Genomic DNA, 15,314 nt, shown 5'->3' with positions numbered 1-15,314 from the left:
GAGCCGAGCAGCTTGTTGTGCGAAGCGATTTCGCGCTCACCCTGGAAGACCTGAATCTGCACCGACGGCTGGTTGTCGTCGGCCGTGGTGAAGGTCTCCGACCGCTTGGTCGGGATGGTGGTGTTGCGCTCGATCAGCTTGGTCATCACGCCACCCTTGGTTTCGATACCAAGGCTCAGCGGTGTGACATCAAGCAGCAGAACGTCTTTCACCTCACCCTTGAGCACACCGGCCTGCAGCGCGGCACCCACGGCGACGACCTCGTCGGGGTTGACGCCCTTGTTGGGCTCCTTGCCGCCGGTCATCTCCTTGACCAGTTCGGTCACCGCGGGCATGCGGGTGGAACCACCCACCAGCACGACGTGGTCGATCTCCGACACCGCGATACCGGCGTCCTTGATCACCGACTGGAACGGCTGCCGCGTGCGGTCGAGCAGATCCTGAGTGATCTTCTGGAACTCGGCGCGCGTCAGCTGCTCGTCGAGGAACAGCGGGTTCTTGTCGGCGTCAACGGTGATGTACGGCAAGTTGATCGACGTGCTCTGACTCGAGCTCAGTTCGATCTTGGCCTTCTCGGCCGCTTCCCGCAGCCGCTGCATGGCCATCTTGTCCTTGGTGAGGTCGATGCCCGCACTGCCCTTGAACTTGTCCACCAGCCAGGTGACGATCCGGTCGTCCCAGTCGTCACCACCGAGGTGGTTGTCACCGGAGGTCGCGCGGACCTCCACGACACCGTCGCCGATCTCCAGCAACGACACGTCGAAGGTGCCACCGCCGAGGTCGAAGACCAGGATGGTCTGTTCCTTCTCACCCTTGTCCAGGCCGTAGGCCAGTGCGGCCGCGGTCGGCTCGTTGACGATCCGCAGCACGTTCAGACCGGCGATCTGGCCGGCCTCCTTGGTGGCCTGACGCTGGGCGTCGTTGAAGTACGCAGGCACGGTGATCACGGCGTCGGTGATGTCCTCACCGAGGTAGCTTTCGGCGTCGCGCTTCAGCTTCTGCAGAACGCGCGCGCTGATCTCCTGCGCGGTGTATTTCTTTCCATCAATCTCCACCGACCAGTCGGTGCCCATATGCCGCTTGACCGAACGAATGGTGCGGTCGACGTTGGTCACCGCCTGGTTCTTGGCGGGCTGGCCAACCAGCACCTCGCCGTTGCGCGCGAACGCCACGACGGACGGAGTCGTCCTTGCACCCTCTGAGTTGGCGACGACGACGGGGTCGCCACCCTCGAGAACTGCGACGACGGAGTTGGTGGTCCCGAGGTCGATACCGACCGCACGAGCCATGGTGAATCCTCCCTGATAATCGAGCTTCGTATGCACTACGCTGCTGAGTGAACCTCGCTCAACATTGCCCTCTGCGGCGTACCGCTGTCAAACCAAGGTTGAGTCTATATCACTCAAGGTTGTCAGAGTGCTCAACGAGAGCACCCAAGAGTTTGTTCCCGATCGGTTGAGGCGGACATCACACCGTGGGATAGTTTCGCAAACCAACTCCTGAAGCGGTCGTGCCCGGCGCCGCAGCATTGCACCACGACGATAGGAACTCAATGCCACCGCCGCCCAGCGCGCACGACCCGGCTGCCGATAATTCCGCTGCGCTAGCCCGCGAAGACGCGGGTTATCACCACGATCTCAGCAATCGCCAGATGCAGATGATCGCGATCGGCGGCGCCATCGGCACCGGGCTGTTCATGGGCGCCGGAGCACGGCTGGCATCCGCAGGTCCCGGTTTGTTCCTGGTTTACGGGATCTGCGGCGGGTTCGTCTTCTTGATCCTGCGCGCCCTCGGCGAATTGGTGCTGCATCGCCCGGCATCGGGCTCCTTCGTCTCCTACGCTCGCGAATTCTTCGGCGAGAAAGCGGCTTTCGTTGCGGGCTGGATGTACTTCCTGAACTGGGCGATGGCGGCCATCGTGGACAGCACCGCGATTGCGAGCTACTTCCACTATTGGACCGCGTTCCAGGCCGTCCCGCAGTGGACGCTCGCACTGATCGCCCTGGCAGCCGTGGTATCGGTCAACCTGATCTCGGTGAAGGCCTTCGGCGAATTCGAGTTCTGGGCGGCAATGATCAAAGTGGTGGCCCTGACGACTTTCCTGGTCGTCGGAATCGTCTTCCTGGCCGGCCGCTTCAAGATCGAAGGAAAGACCACCGGGCCCAGCATATGGGCCGACCACGGCGGGTTCTTGCCGACCGGCCTGGTGCCGTTGGTGTTGGTCACCTCGGGGGTGATATTCGCTTACGCCGCAGTCGAACTGGTCGGCACCGCGGCGGGAGAAACCGCGGATCCGGAGAAAGTCATGCCACGCGCGATCAACTCGGTGATCGCCCGGATCGCGGTCTTCTACTGCGGGTCAGTGCTTTTGCTGGCACTGCTGCTCCCCTTCACCATGTACAAGCACGGCCAGAGCCCGTTCGTCACCTTCTTCTCTCACGTCGGTTTCAGCGGGGCCGGCACGCTGATGAACGTGGTCGTTCTCACCGCCGCGTTCTCCAGCCTGAATGCCGGACTGTATTCCACCGGCCGGATTCTGCGGTCGATGTCGGTCAATGGCAGCGGCCCGAAGTTCACCGGGCGGATGTCGAAAAGCGGTGTGCCGTATGGCGGAATCCTGCTGACCGCCGTCATCGGACTGTTCGGCGTCGTGCTCAACGCAGTCAAGCCCAGCGAGGCCTTCGAAATCGTGCTCAACATCGCCGCTATCGGGGTGCTCGCGGCCTGGGCAACGATCGTGCTCTGCCAACTCCGGTTTTACCGGAAGGTGAAGGCCGGAACGTTGCAGCGGCCGCATTTCCGGATGCCGCTGACCCCGTACAGCGGCTATGCAACGCTAATTTTCTTGGTGGGCGTGCTGGTGCTGATGGCGCTCGACCCGGAGAAGGGGCCCTGGGTCATCGCGGCGCTGGTGGCCGCTGTTCCCGCCCTGATCGGCGGCTGGTTCCTGGTTCGTGACCGCGTCGCGACCGCGGCCGACGACGTTGTCGACCACACCAATGATGTGCCGGACCTAGCACCTGACTAAAGTAAGAAATCGTGGGACTCAGCCTGAGCTATGAAGACAAGATCGCCATCCTGCATCTCGGTGATGACGAAAACCGTTTCTCCCCAGAGTTTCTCGACGCGGTTGACGCGCATCTCGACGAACTGGTCGGTTCGGGCGCCCAGGGGCTGGTCACCACCGGCGGCGCCAAGTTCTACTCCAACGGCCTGGACCTGGATTGGCTGACCGCGCACGGGGATCAGACGACGTGGTACGTCGGACGCGTGCAGGGCATGCTGGCCCGGTTCCTCACCCTGCCCGTACCCACCGCGGCGGCCGTCGTCGGTCACGCGTTCGGCGCGGGGGCGATGCTGGCGCTCGCTCACGACTTCCGGGTGATGCGCTCCGACCGAGGCTTCTTCTGCTTTCCAGAGGTGGACATCCGCATCCCCTTCACACCCGGAATGGCCGCGATCATCCAGGCCAAGCTCACCCCGCAGGCTGCGGTCGCCTCGATGACGACCGGACGCCGCTTCGGCGGCGATGACGCCGTGGCCCTGGGCATTGTCGATGCCGTCGCTGGTGAGGGCGCCGTGACCGGCGCGGCCGTCGACATTCTGCGCCCGCTCGACGGCAAGGACCCGGGCACGCTAGGGGCCATCAAGCAAACGATGTTCGGCGCCGCGGCACAGGCGCTGACCGCGAGTACTTAAGAGCCCCAGAGCAATTAGCTTCACCCAAAAAGTCTGGACATCCCGTGGTGAGGCGCATAACGTACGCCTCGGACGGCACTCTATTTTTATAGATCCACGCCGCGCCACGACCTCGCAGCGACGCGGGAAGGAACGACCCATGACAACGGTGCAGGCTGTACTCGACGAGATCCGCGACCAACCCGGGACCGGTGACGTCATCCCGGTCTTCGATCCGTCCACCGAAGAACAGATTGCCGAGTTCACCGACTGCGGCCCCGACGCCGTCGACGCGGCCGTGGCGCGCGCGAAAGCCAGCGCCGAGTCCGGGATCTGGTCGCAGAAGCCCGACTACGAGCGCGCCAAGATCCTGTGGCGCGTCGCTGAACTGATCGACAAGAACGCCGAGCTTCTCGCCGAGCTCGAAATGCTCAACGGCGGAATGTATCCCGCGCAAGCGGAGATGCAGGTGAAGATCGGCGCAGAGTGGTTCCGTTACTACGCGGGCTGGTGCACAAAGATCGACGGCATCGCGCGCGACGTGAACACCGGCGGGCTGACCGGGGTCGACTCGCACATGCACACCTACACGCTGCGCGAACCCTACGGCGTGGTCGGGCTGATCTTCCCGTGGAACGGCCCGGTCTTCAACTTCTGCGCCAAGCTCGCGCCGTCACTGGCGGCCGGCTGCAACAGTGTCGTCAAACCCGCTGAGGAGACACCACTTTCAGCACACGTGCTGATGCAGATCCTGGCCGAGGCGGGCGTTCCCGACGGGGTGGCGAACCTGGTAAACGGTTACGGCCACACCGTCGGCGCGGCGATCACCGCGCATCCCGACGTGGAGAAGGTCGCCTTCACCGGTTCGACGGAGGTGGGTCGGGCGATCGTGCACGCCTCGGCCGACAGCAACCTCAACAAGGTGACCCTCGAGCTCGGCGGCAAGTCACCGGTGCTGATCTTCGACGACGCGAAACTGAAGAAGGCGATCCCGATGTCGGCGTTCGGCACGTTCGTTCATTCCGGGCAGGCCTGTGTGTGCGGCTCCCGCATTCTGGTGCAGCGCGGTGTCTACGACCAGGTCGTAGAGGGCATGGCGATGGTTGCCAACGCCATGAAGATGGGCGCCCCCAAAGAAGAGGGCGTCATGAGCGGCCCGCTGATCAGCCAGAAGCAGCTGACCCGCGTGCTGGGCTACCTCGATCAAGGCAGATCCGACGGCGCCGAGATCGTCGCCGGCGGGCACCGGCTCGACCGCAAGGGTTACTTCGTCCACCCGACCGTGGTCACCAACCTCGACCCCGACACCAGCAGGCTGTTCCAGGAAGAGATCTTCGGACCGGTCGTCACGATCCTGCCGTTCGAGGACGAGGACGAGGCCGTCGCGCTGGCCAACAACAGCACCTACGGGCTGGCCGCCACGGTGTGGACCAAAGACCTTGGCCGTTCCCACCGATTGGCCAAGCGGCTCAAGGCCGGAACCGTCGGGCTCAACTGCGCTTTCCCCTACGACCACTCGATGCCCTTCGGTGGCTATAAGCAGTCCGGTTGGGGCCACGAATCGGGCAAGGCCGGCGTCGAGGGCTACCTGCAGACCAAGATCGTCTGGGCGCAGATGTGATAGCTCGGCCGCGGCGGCGACGCTGGTTCGTCGCATCTGTCCCAGTGATCGCCGGCTCGGAGCGGTGAGCCTTTTGCCCGCCTCCGAGCGAAATCCTCTGTTGCTTTCGCTCGGAGGCGGGCAGATCGGATGCCGCCCGGCTAGAGATGCACGTGACAGCTGAGGGTCGCGGCCCGCGCACGGTTACGTTGGAGGCATGGCTACCAAATTTGCGACGGCCGATGAAGTCGGGCTTTCCGAGTTGCTCGATTTCGTCCGGCCCCGACACCGAATGGTGCTGACGACCTTTCGTGCGGACGGTTCGCTGCAGAGCTCGCCCGTGACCGGCGGTGTCGACGAGCAGGGCCGGGTGGTGATCGCGAGCTATCCGCAGCGCGCCAAGAGCGCCAACATCCGGCGCACCCCGAAGGCAAGCGTGGTCGTACTCTCCGACGAGTTCAACGGCGCGTACGTACAGATCGACGGGGACGCCGAAGTGATCGACGTGCCGGGGGCGGTCGAATCGCTCGTCGACTATTACCGTGCGATCGCCGGCGAGCACCCCGACTGGGACGAGTACCGCAGGGCGATGCTCGACCAGCGCAAGTGCCTGATCCGTGTGACCCCGCGCCGCTGGGGACCGGTCGCGACGGGCGGTTTTCCCCCGCAGTAGGCCGGGATCGTCTATAGAAGAGTATGGCTTCGATCAATCAGCGGACGGAACTGCCAGGTGCTGCGGCGGCGACGGGCGTCACGGCGCTCGGCGTCGGCGGATCTGAGTTGCTCCATAAACCCGGCCGTAGCGATTCGTCCACGTCCGGCGGCAACAAGCCCAACATCCTGGTGATCGTCGTCGACCAGATGCGTGCGCCGCAGTGGTTCCCGGAACCGGCGAAACTGAACGCGATCCTGCCCAATGTTGCACGGCTGCAACGCGATAGCGTGTCTTTCGCGTCACATTACACCGCCGCAAACGCGTGCACGCCGTCGCGCGGAGTGATGACCACGGGGCTCTACTCGCACCAGACCGGTTGCCTATTCACCACCAAGTTCACCGTCGCGGGGCCCACCGCGTCCACCCTGTCGCCGCAGTTCCCAACCTGGGGAACCATGCTGCGCGAGCAGGGATACAAAACGTGTGGTGGGGCAAGTGGCACCTCGGGCCTTCCGGCGACACGAGCGCCGAAGCCCTTGAGGCGCACGGGTTTTCCGGAGGCACATTCCCGTCGCCCAACGGCGGGCCCAGTCAGGGCCTCCGCGAGGATCCCAACATCGTCGACCAATTCAACGAATGGTTCGACACCAGTGCCGGCCGTGGGCCGTGGTGCACAACCGTCTCACTAGTGAACCCACACGACATCTGCTGGTGGCCGATATACCCTTTGCCCGACGACGTTCCGCACTGGTTTCCCTTCGCGCCGGTCAACTTTGAGACGCCGTACGACCTGCACCGGCGGAACAAGCCGCAACTGCAGATCGACTACCAGAACTTGATGTCAACGCTGGTGAGCAGGGCACTGTCGTATTCGGGTCCCGAGATGTCCGCCGAGTGGGCCCGCTTCCGGGATATGTATCTGTGGCTCCAACAACAGGTGGACACCCAAATCGGCCGAGTGCTCGACAAATTGGCATCGCGTCCTGATGTCGACCGGAACACCGTTGTGGTCTTCACGTCCGACCACGGCGAATACGGCGGCTCGCACGGTCTGGTTGGCAAGAACGCAACCGCGTACGAGGAGGCCATCCGGGTGCCGCTTTATATTCGCGACCCGCATGGCCATTTGACCCCGATGCCGGGCGACACCCGCAGGCAACTCACCTCCAGCGTCGACCTCGCCCCGCTGCTGTTGACCATCGGCACAGGCGGCAACGGCTGGCGCTCCGACCCGCGGTACGCCTATCTGGCTGATCGTGCAGACCTCGCGGCGATCGCAGCCAATGCGCGGGCGGCGGGCCGCCCGTGGATCGCGCACGTCACCGACGAGGTATCGGTCGAGGAGATAGAGAGCGTAACGAATTCTCCACTGATTCGCGAGACCTTCGGGAGCACGGACGTATCCACCGACATCCCGACCTGGGTGCCGAACCACATCGTCGCCGTGCGGACCCATGACGCGAAGTTGGCGACCTATTCGTACTGGAAGCCCGGTGGCATGGATGCCGACAAATCACGGCCGATTGAGCGTGAACTCTACGATTACTCCACCCCGGAGGGCCGTCAGGAGATCGACAACCAGGCTGGTCGCAACACCAAAGAGGTGAAGTTACAGGCGCTGATCGACCACGAGGTCATAAGAGAAGTGCGGGCTCCGTTGCCGTCCCGGTTGGCCGGTGCCCAGGAACAGGGGCTAGCGGACATGCGGCAGCTGGTCTCGCTTCACGGGGGCTGAACGGCGCGTCACTGCGATCGTTCGAGTCCACCCATGCGTACGCTTCATTTGCGATGTTTCCGCGTGGGGTGAAGTCCTGTCATGCAGTCGGCCAGCTGGTAGCCGGTCTGCTGCTGGCCGCTGCCGTGCTCAGCGGATGCCACTCCACGACGCAGGGCAACCCGGTGGCCAACCCGGGTGCCGGGCCCACCGAGCCGTCGTTCCCGAAAGCCAACCCGTCGATTCCGTCCCCGACCCCGTCGCGGCCCGCATCGCCGAGCGCCAACCCGCCGGCCGGCGCGATCCCGCTGCAACCCGACGGCAGCGGCCACGTCTTCATCGAGACCAAATCCGGCCAGACCCGCTGCCAGATCGACAGCGACAGCGTCGGCTGCGAGGCGCAGTTCACCAACTCACCGATGCAGGACGGCGAGCGGGCCAACGGGGTCAACATCACCGCGAGCGGCGACGTGCAATGGGTGCTCGGAAACCTCGGCGACATCCCCACCGTCCCCATCGATTACCAGACCTACGACGCGGAGGGCTGGACGATCGCGGCCAGCGAAAGCGGAACCCGATTCACCAACGCGCACACCGGCCACGGCATGTTCGTCAGCATCGAAAATGTAGAGACGTTTTAGCCGACCACGCGGCGTATCCTATGTCGAGTACGGCGCGATTTCCGGGGCCGGCCGCAGTCGTGAACGATGACGCGTTGCTCAGCGCAGGGCCCGGGCTGCCGCCGTAGCAACATCACCTCGCAGATACGCGATCGGTGGATCGTCTCGCGGGTCGATCGCGCTCGTGAACAGAATGACGTAGGTATCCGAGCCCGGGTCCATCCACAGCGAGGTTCCGGTAAAGCCGGTGTGGCCGAAGCTGCCAATGGGAAAGATCATGCCTCGCGTGCCGGAATAGGCGGTATCGATATCCCAGCCGAAGCCACGCAGGTTTTGTCCCCTGATCGCCGGATAGCGCGGAGCGAGCAGCGGATCATATGTGTTTGGTGCCTTCGCGATCGCTTCTCGGGTGGCATTGTTGGCTGCCTCGACTTGTTCCGCGGTATGTCCGGGCTGCTCAGGAGTTGTCATCAATTCCAGCGTCGCTTGCGTCAGCGGGAACTTGCTCGGGCGGCCCGCGAGCCGATCAAGTAGGGCCTGCGCATAGGTGCTGACATCGTGCGCCGTCGAGAACACACCGGCATGCCCGGCCACTCCCCCCATGCGGCGCGTCGTCGGGTCGAACACAACGCCCCGCAGCAGGAAATCAAAATCGGGATTTTTGCCCGGATCGTTCCTGCTTTCGTCGTCATGTGTCGTCGGTGCGATGCGCGACAACAGACTCGTACTCCACGCGCCCGCAGGACAAACGCCCGGCATGCCGCCAATTGGCGCAGGCGCCCAGGAAATCGCAGATCCGCGCATCACATGTGGGCCACATGCTTTGGCCGGGGGAAGATAGCGAGTTTCTTCCATGCCAAGTGGCGCAAAGACATTCCGCTGAACGTAAACGTCTTCTGGCTCGCCGGTGAGTTTCTCGATCAGCGCGCCAAGCAGAATGAAGTTGATGTCGGCGTAGTTGAAATACTCGCCGGGAGGCGACTCCAGCGGCGTGGTGAGGGCACGGCGGATGCCTTCTGATTTATCGGCTCCGTCCAGTCCCCACGGATCGTCGAGCCGCACGTCTTCCGGTTCGCCTGAAGTGTGCGTCAGCAACATGCGAACCGTCACCTTTGCACGCTGTGGGTCGTTTCCAGCGTTGAAGTCAGGCAAGTACTTCTGCACAGGATCGTCGAACTGAACCTTGCCGTGTTCGTAAAGCTGCATGACGGCAGTCGCCGTGGCGAGGCACTTCGTCAACGACGCTATGTCGAAGATCGTGTCTTCGGTCATCTGCTCTGCAGGTGCGGGCGATCCATCTAGCCCCGGTTCGCCGGCATGCTTGCGTGAGCCATAAGCCTGATGGAAGACGACCTTGCCACCATGCCCGATCAGCACCACGCCGCCTGGCGCCGTTCCTGCCGCAATCGCATCGTTCATCAGCTTGGAGACCGTTGCGAAGTCCGGTACCGGAGCCGCATCGGGCGCCGGCGACGCAGGCGCAAGAGCCGAATGTCGCGTCGGCGTCGGCGCGGGAACCGCAACGACCGCCGGCGCCGGCTGCGCGCGGTCCCTCACCGCTGTGTGCGCTGCATAGCCACACGAGGAAGCGGCCGCGAGGGTAAGCAAGACAACTCCAACAGCAATTGCTTTGCGCACAGATGGCACCGTCTCTTGCTTGTACTTCTCGGCGCTACACGACCCGCACCGGAACTCTGTTGCGGTCATGTCATCGCCGTGAATATGGCCCTGCTACCGTCATGAGCATCGCTTACGCCGACATCGTGTCACCACTAGCCAGCATGCGCCATATCGCCGCTGCGATCCGGCGCGCGGGTGGCGCGCAATAGCCCGATCACCGGGGGTAGACATCGACTGACTTACCTTCCCCAACATCGTCTTCCGCATAGTGCGCCGCATTCGGCGGCATCCGGGTGAGTATGCCGTAATCGCAACGCAGTGGTCCCGCGAAAGGCGTTGCGAGCCGAGAGGACAAAGCCATGGCCCCAGACTGTCTGAGCACTCTCGTCGGTTTGTGCGCCGCGCCGCTCGCGATCGCCCTGTCGCTTCCGCAAACTGCCTCCGCAGACACTCCGTCCTGGAACGGCGAGTACGCGATCACATTCATGGTTGGTCCCAAAGATGGGACCAGCGTGGCGGCCAGTCAGCCTGAGAGCCAGCACACCGAGACCTACGGATTCCGCTCCAGCTGTACGAGCGGAAAGTGCATCGCCACGATCGTCAGCGGCCCTCCGCCGAGCAATCCGACGGTTCCGCAACCGGTGCAATTCACCTGGGACGGGTCGTCCTGGACGCAAGTCAGCGATTTCCAGTGGGACTGCATGATGCCCGACACGACGATCCAATGGAGTCCGGCCCGATCCAATGTGCGTTACACGCCCCAAGCCAATGGAACACTTGCCGGTGTCATGCACACCGACATCTTGAGCGGCCCGTGCCAGGGCTGGATCGAGATGGATACGACAGCCGAGCGCGCATAACCGGTATCGGGTGGGGCATATCAGTCCGCAGTTGGTCCGCAGCAAAGCTTGGGGCATCTTGCGCCAAGCATCACAACCAACCGCGTGGCCAGAAGCTGCCCTTCACTTCGTCACGATTGCCGAGTTGCGATTAGGGGCCCAGGCCTGCTCGAAGGTGGCGATGGGAACCTGCTCGTCGCGGCCGTTCGTGACGCCGCTGTCGTTGAGGTGCACCACACCGGCTCTGGGCTCCATGCCGGTGACAACGACGAAGTGGTTCGCCGCGTTGCGTTTGCCAGGCCGGTTCCAGAGGGTTTCGGCGTTGAGTATGACTATGACCCTGCGCTTTTCGGCCAAATCCTGTTCCAGCGCGTTGATGCTGGTCTGGATGTTATCGGCCTCGATCCCGTAGTGCGCGAGCAGCACCGGCAGGTCTCGGATATCGGTGTCGGCTGGGGGGTTCCAGATCGATCCGGCACCTGCCGTGCTCGGCGTGCTCTTGGCCAAGTCGGTGATCTGTTGCTCGGTGGGCTCATGGCCGGTGATCTGGCCGACCACATCAGCCACCGCCATCTCCCCGCAGTCGGAAGAGTGTTGCTGGCGCCAGTATGGCGCGGCGGCAGAAGGGTCGCCGTACATGCCGAGCACGTGCCTCGCATTTGGGACAGTAGTGGCTGGGTCGGCGTGGACTACAGCTGCCGATGCGACCAACGACGGAGCGCCAACTGCGCACAATAGAGCCACGATCCCGACGATTCGCGTGGCGGCGGCGACCTCGGCCCTCAAGGTGCTCGTCATGGGCGCCTTTCCCCGGGACGCCGCGGCGGCGTATTTCGCATATAAAAAGGCTCTGGAATAGCCCTATGGGCATCATTGATCGAGATGTGGCGAAAAGGCTGTATCGCCACGCGACGTTTCGGAATCTTTATTGGGCAGAATCAGATTCTGGAGCCAAGCCCGGCGATCAAGTTGATCGTCACCGCGAGGACCACCGCGCCGAGCAGGTAGGACAGCAACGCGTGGCGCAGCACCGTCGCCCTGATGGCCGTCAACTCGATCTCGGTGTCGGAGACCTGAAAGGTCATCCCGACGGTGTAGGCGAGGTAGGCGAAATCCCGGAAGCGGGGCGGATTCGGATCATGAAAGTTGATGCCGCCCGGTTCATCTAAATAATAGAGCCGCGCGTAATGCACAGTGAAAAGGGTGTGCACCGCAAACCACGAGGCGCCGACAGTCAGGATGCCGACGATGGCGGCTTCGACAGCGCCGCTGCCGGATAACTTCGATCCAGCGGCCACCACGTAACCGACCCCACCCAGGCTCGCGATGCTCGCGGTCAGGATGACCACGTCGGCGACCCACCGGGTCGGGTCCTCCCGCGTCACCCACCCGCACGTCTGCTCAGCGTCCATTCCGCTCAGGATGCGCTCCGTCCACACCACATACAGCGCCGCAGCGGCCACCCAACCGGCCAGCGCGAATCGCCAGCCGACCGTGTTGCCGACCACCAGAGCAACGACGACTCCAAGCACCGCCGAGACCAAGATCCGGACCGCGACGGTGTCGCGGAACAACTTCGCGAGGGAATTCACACCGCTGACCTAACCACCTATGCGGTCGGTCGGCGCAGTTCATCGAATAACGCGGTAGCGCAGGTGAACAACGCCCGGGGCGTTCAGCACCCGGTCGAGTTCCAGGGCGGGCCTGCCTGCCTCCAAGCCGTCGAGGAGGCGCTCACCCGAGCCCAGGATCACCGGGTTCACCTGAAGGTCGATCTCGTCGACGACGCCCGCCGCGATCGCTTGCCGGGCACACGAGGCTCCCCCCGCGATCGAGATCGAGCGACCACCTGCCGCGGCCACGGCCTGGGCGTACGCGGCCTCGATCCCGTCGGTGACGAAATGAAACGTCGTCCCGCCCTGCAACTCGATCGGGTCGTGCTTGTGGTGGGTCAGCACAAAGACCGGGCAGTGATACGGCGGTGTATCACCCCACCACCCCTGCCAATCCGAGTTGCCCCACGGCCCGCGAACCGGGCCGAACATGTTGCGGCCCATGATCGTTGCCCCCATGCCGTCCAACATCTCCGAGATCACCTGCCTATTGACCGGATGATCTTTGGTGTCGCCGAGGTGCCAGTCGTGCAAGGCTTCACCGCCGACACCGAGCGGGTGCTCCTGACATTGACCGGGCCCCGCGACGTAGCCGTCGGCGGATATCGACATCGAAAGATTGGTTCTGCTCACCTCTACACAGACTCCGGCTCCAGTCGATACTCATCGGGGGCACGCCGCGCTGCGCAACTCGGCATAGTCTGGCGCTCGTGGACTTTCGGGTATTCGTTGAACCGCAGCAGGGCGCCAGCTACTCCCACCAGCTGGCGGTCGCGCAAGCCGCCGAATCGTTGGGGTTCTCGGCGTTCTTCCGGTCCGATCATTACCTGGCGATGAGCGGCGACGGCCGGCCCGGCCCGACCGACTCCTGGGTGACGTTGGGCGGCATCGCCCGGGAGACGTCGTCGATCCGGCTGGGCACCCTGGTCACGTCGGCGACATTCCGCTACCCCGGACCACTGGCCATCTCGGTGGCCCAGGTCGACGACATGAGCAACGGGCGAGTCGAACTCGGAATCGGCACCGGCTGGTTCGAAAAGGAACACCTGGCCTACGCGATCCCGTTCCCACCGCTGCGCGAGCGATTTGCCCGGCTCACCGAGCAGCTCGAGCTGATCACCGGCCTGTGGACCGCGCCGGTCGGTGAAACCTTCGACTACGCCGGGGCCCACTACGCGGTCAACGATTCACCCGCGCTGCCCAAGCCGGTGCAACAGCCCCATCCGCCGATCATCATCGGCGGGACGGGCGCCAAGCGGACGCCACAGCTGGCCGCGACGTTCGCCGACGAGTTCAACGTGCCGTTCGAGCCGCTGGACACCATCAAGACGCAGTTCGCGCGGGTCCGCGACGCCGTCGACGCGGTCGGCCGGCCCGCCGATTCGATGACGTACTCAGCCGCCTTCGTGGTCTGTGCCGGACGCGACGACGCGGAGATCGCCCGACGGGCCACCGCTATCGGACGCGAGGTCGACGAACTGCGGTCCAACTCGCCGCTGGCGGGCACGCCCGCCCAGATCGTCGACCAGCTCGGACCGTTCACCGAAATTGGCGTGCAGCGGGTGTATCTCCAGCTGCTGGACCTGTCCGACCTCGAGCACCTGCAGCTTTTCGCCGACGAGGTGCAGCGACAGCTCTGACGTAGCATCGGGGCGTGACAGGCGTTCCCGACGACCCGAGCGAACAGCCGACCCGGATGGCCGAGTACGGCCCTGACGGTTCGCTGCAGCCGGTTCGCGACGACGAGTCGGACCGGGCCGACGAGGCCGCCGACTCCGCTGAACGCGACTTCGCGCCGGCCCCGTGGTACCGCAATCGCGTGTTGCGGGCCTTATGGGCGCTGGCGCTCGCACTCCTGGTCACGTTGATCATCTACGGCCTCGTCGAGCTGTCCCAGGGCGAGGGCGGTGGGCCGGTCACCACCACGCCCTCCACCTCGCACACCCAGTCGTCGTCCACCTCCCCGACGACGACTCCGTCGTCAAGCAGCGAGGCGCCGCCCCCGCAGACGCCTGAACAGACGCCCGAACAGGCGCCGCCGCAGAACACGTACTCCCCGGGCCCATCTGAGCCGCCGCGAGAGCACCACCACTTCCACTTGCCGCACCTGCCGCACGGCTTCTTCTAGAGCGCGGCCGCTTGAGCCTTCCCGGCAAGCTTCCAGAATCCACGGCTAGGATTGGAGCACGTGACGGGCTACGGACCTCCAGACGACCCGAGCGAAGCGCCGACCGGTTACTACGACTACAGCGACTCCGGCGATGATGGGCCCGAGCCCAAGCACCGGCAGCCGTGGTATCGCATTCCGATTGTGCTGGTCGCCTTGGGCCTTTTCGCCACGATCCTGCTCGGACTGGTTCTCTACTATCTCGCCGACCAGACCCGCGGAAGCGGCGGGACGACGCAAACCCCCACATCGCCAACGACATCCACCGGGGTCACGACGCCCACCACGACCGAGGCACCGACGAGTACCGAGCCCCTCGCTCCGGCTTCAACGACCACCATGACCTTCCCGCCGACCAGCACCAGCATCGACGAGGGCCACCACCACCATCACCACGACGGCGGGACGCCTTAGCGGTGGGCGGCGATCGACCGACGTATGACGTCGACGGTTTTTCAGGGGGCAACGCGAACATCGACGAGACAGAACGCTTCAGCATCACGGAAAGCCCATCGCCCTGGTACCTCAAACGATGGGTTCTGGCCCTGTGGGGCCTCGCGGTGGTGATACTGGTCGCGATCATCATTTACGGCCTGGCCATCCTGGCCAGGGGCGGCGGGGGCGGCGCACCAACGCCGGCCACGACGCACTCGTCGACCACGACGTCCTCCCACACAACCAGCCCGTCGTCGACGACTCCAACCACGACGGACACCTCGACCGAGACGATCGAACCCGCGCCGCCACAGGACACCGCAACCTGGACGCCGCAAGAGCCTCGGCGACATCGGTGGCGAAGCAATTTGCC

The 15,314-nt window shown here is 64.3% G+C and carries 15 protein-coding genes and 1 pseudogene; 10 read left to right on the top strand and 6 right to left on the bottom strand.

Features of this window, described 5'->3' with window-relative positions:
• Positions 1 to 1,289, bottom strand: a 1,289-nt coding sequence (gene dnaK / locus VGH54_RS03715; RefSeq protein ID WP_331510587.1) for a molecular chaperone DnaK, incomplete at its 3' end; no start/stop codon positions are given.
• 263 nt (positions 1,290 to 1,552) lie between these two features.
• On the opposite strand from dnaK, the gene VGH54_RS03710 reads away from it, so the two are divergent.
• The 6 genes and pseudogenes from VGH54_RS03710 to VGH54_RS03685 all read left to right on the top strand — a co-directional run bounded on the left by VGH54_RS03710 (position 1,553) and on the right by VGH54_RS03685 (position 8,288).
• A complete protein-coding gene (locus VGH54_RS03710) occupies positions 1,553 to 3,028 on the top strand; it encodes an amino acid permease (protein WP_331510586.1) in 1,476 nt (491 codons plus the stop codon).
• An 11-nt stretch (positions 3,029 to 3,039) separates the two neighbouring features.
• The gene (locus VGH54_RS03705) at positions 3,040 to 3,699 is read left to right on the top strand and encodes an enoyl-CoA hydratase-related protein (protein ID WP_331510585.1); all 660 of its coding nucleotides are present in this window, start codon (positions 3,040 to 3,042) and stop codon (positions 3,697 to 3,699) included.
• A gap of 139 nt (positions 3,700 to 3,838) precedes the next feature.
• Positions 3,839 to 5,299: an aldehyde dehydrogenase family protein gene (locus VGH54_RS03700; protein ID WP_331510584.1), complete on the top strand. Its 1,461-nt coding sequence runs from the start codon at positions 3,839 to 3,841 to the stop codon at positions 5,297 to 5,299.
• Between the two features lie 196 nt (positions 5,300 to 5,495).
• The gene (locus VGH54_RS03695; protein WP_331510583.1) at positions 5,496 to 5,951 is read left to right on the top strand and encodes a PPOX class F420-dependent oxidoreductase; all 456 of its coding nucleotides are present in this window, start codon (positions 5,496 to 5,498) and stop codon (positions 5,949 to 5,951) included.
• 23 nt (positions 5,952 to 5,974) lie between these two features.
• A pseudogene (locus tag VGH54_RS03690) lies at positions 5,975 to 7,668 on the top strand (sulfatase-like hydrolase/transferase).
• A gap of 53 nt (positions 7,669 to 7,721) precedes the next feature.
• A complete protein-coding gene (locus tag VGH54_RS03685) occupies positions 7,722 to 8,288 on the top strand; it encodes a hypothetical protein (protein ID WP_331510582.1) in 567 nt (188 codons plus the stop codon).
• Positions 8,289 to 8,366: 78 nt separating this feature from the next.
• On the opposite strand, the gene VGH54_RS03680 is transcribed toward VGH54_RS03685, so the two are convergent.
• Entirely contained in the window at positions 8,367 to 9,686 is a 1,320-nt protein-coding gene (locus tag VGH54_RS03680) for a serine hydrolase domain-containing protein (RefSeq protein WP_331510581.1), read from the bottom strand.
• A gap of 560 nt (positions 9,687 to 10,246) precedes the next feature.
• Here VGH54_RS03680 and VGH54_RS03675 point away from each other — a divergent pair.
• A complete protein-coding gene (locus VGH54_RS03675) occupies positions 10,247 to 10,747 on the top strand; it encodes a hypothetical protein (RefSeq protein ID WP_331510580.1) in 501 nt (166 codons plus the stop codon).
• Positions 10,748 to 10,849: 102 nt separating this feature from the next.
• On the opposite strand, the gene VGH54_RS03670 is transcribed toward VGH54_RS03675, so the two are convergent.
• The 3 genes from VGH54_RS03670 to VGH54_RS03660 form a co-directional block, all read right to left on the bottom strand.
• Positions 10,850 to 11,365, bottom strand: coding sequence for a C39 family peptidase (locus VGH54_RS03670; RefSeq protein WP_331510588.1), 516 nt, complete (start codon positions 11,363 to 11,365; stop codon positions 10,850 to 10,852).
• A 299-nt stretch (positions 11,366 to 11,664) separates the two neighbouring features.
• The gene (locus VGH54_RS03665) at positions 11,665 to 12,318 is read right to left on the bottom strand and encodes a DUF1345 domain-containing protein (protein ID WP_331510579.1); all 654 of its coding nucleotides are present in this window, start codon (positions 12,316 to 12,318) and stop codon (positions 11,665 to 11,667) included.
• 39 nt (positions 12,319 to 12,357) lie between these two features.
• Positions 12,358 to 12,972 carry a dihydrofolate reductase family protein gene (locus VGH54_RS03660; protein ID WP_331510578.1) on the bottom strand — a complete coding sequence of 205 codons (615 nt, stop codon included), beginning with the start codon at positions 12,970 to 12,972 and terminating at the stop codon, positions 12,358 to 12,360.
• A 77-nt stretch (positions 12,973 to 13,049) separates the two neighbouring features.
• Here VGH54_RS03660 and VGH54_RS03655 point away from each other — a divergent pair, with 77 nt between their 5' ends.
• The 3 genes from VGH54_RS03655 to VGH54_RS03645 are packed head-to-tail and all read left to right on the top strand — an operon-like array spanning position 13,050 to position 14,920.
• On the top strand, positions 13,050 to 13,979 hold the full coding sequence (locus VGH54_RS03655; protein WP_331510577.1) for an LLM class F420-dependent oxidoreductase: 930 nt from the start codon (positions 13,050 to 13,052) through the stop codon (positions 13,977 to 13,979).
• A gap of 14 nt (positions 13,980 to 13,993) precedes the next feature.
• Positions 13,994 to 14,467, top strand: coding sequence for a hypothetical protein (locus tag VGH54_RS03650; protein ID WP_331510576.1), 474 nt, complete (start codon positions 13,994 to 13,996; stop codon positions 14,465 to 14,467).
• A gap of 60 nt (positions 14,468 to 14,527) precedes the next feature.
• On the top strand, positions 14,528 to 14,920 hold the full coding sequence (locus VGH54_RS03645; protein ID WP_331510575.1) for a hypothetical protein: 393 nt from the start codon (positions 14,528 to 14,530) through the stop codon (positions 14,918 to 14,920).
• Between the two features lie 172 nt (positions 14,921 to 15,092).
• Here VGH54_RS03645 and VGH54_RS03640 read toward each other — a convergent pair.
• Positions 15,093 to 15,314: hypothetical protein (locus VGH54_RS03640; RefSeq protein ID WP_331510574.1), on the bottom strand; the 222-nt coding region annotated here is incomplete at its 5' end.

This window comes from Mycobacterium sp., assembly GCF_036488105.1.
GTDB lineage: Bacteria > Actinomycetota > Actinomycetes > Mycobacteriales > Mycobacteriaceae > Mycobacterium.
Note: the sequence above shows the minus strand (reverse complement) of the source record. Positions and strands in the feature narration are given on the sequence as shown.

What these genes read in the sequence shown, in the direction of transcription:
- VGH54_RS03710 (WP_331510586.1), top strand. Translation starts at nt 1,553, where the DNA reads ATGCCACCGCCGCCCAGCGCGCACGACCCGGCTGCCGATAATTCCGCT.
- VGH54_RS03700 (WP_331510584.1), top strand. Translation starts at nt 3,839, where the DNA reads ATGACAACGGTGCAGGCTGTACTCGACGAGATCCGCGACCAACCCGGG.
- VGH54_RS03695 (WP_331510583.1), top strand. Translation starts at nt 5,496, where the DNA reads ATGGCTACCAAATTTGCGACGGCCGATGAAGTCGGGCTTTCCGAGTTG.
- VGH54_RS03685 (WP_331510582.1), top strand. Translation starts at nt 7,722, where the DNA reads ATGTTTCCGCGTGGGGTGAAGTCCTGTCATGCAGTCGGCCAGCTGGTA.
- VGH54_RS03680 (WP_331510581.1), bottom strand. Translation starts at nt 9,686, where the DNA reads ATGAACGATGCGATTGCGGCAGGAACGGCGCCAGGCGGCGTGGTGCTG.
- VGH54_RS03675 (WP_331510580.1), top strand. Translation starts at nt 10,247, where the DNA reads ATGGCCCCAGACTGTCTGAGCACTCTCGTCGGTTTGTGCGCCGCGCCG.
- VGH54_RS03670 (WP_331510588.1), bottom strand. Translation starts at nt 11,365, where the DNA reads ATGTACGGCGACCCTTCTGCCGCCGCGCCATACTGGCGCCAGCAACAC.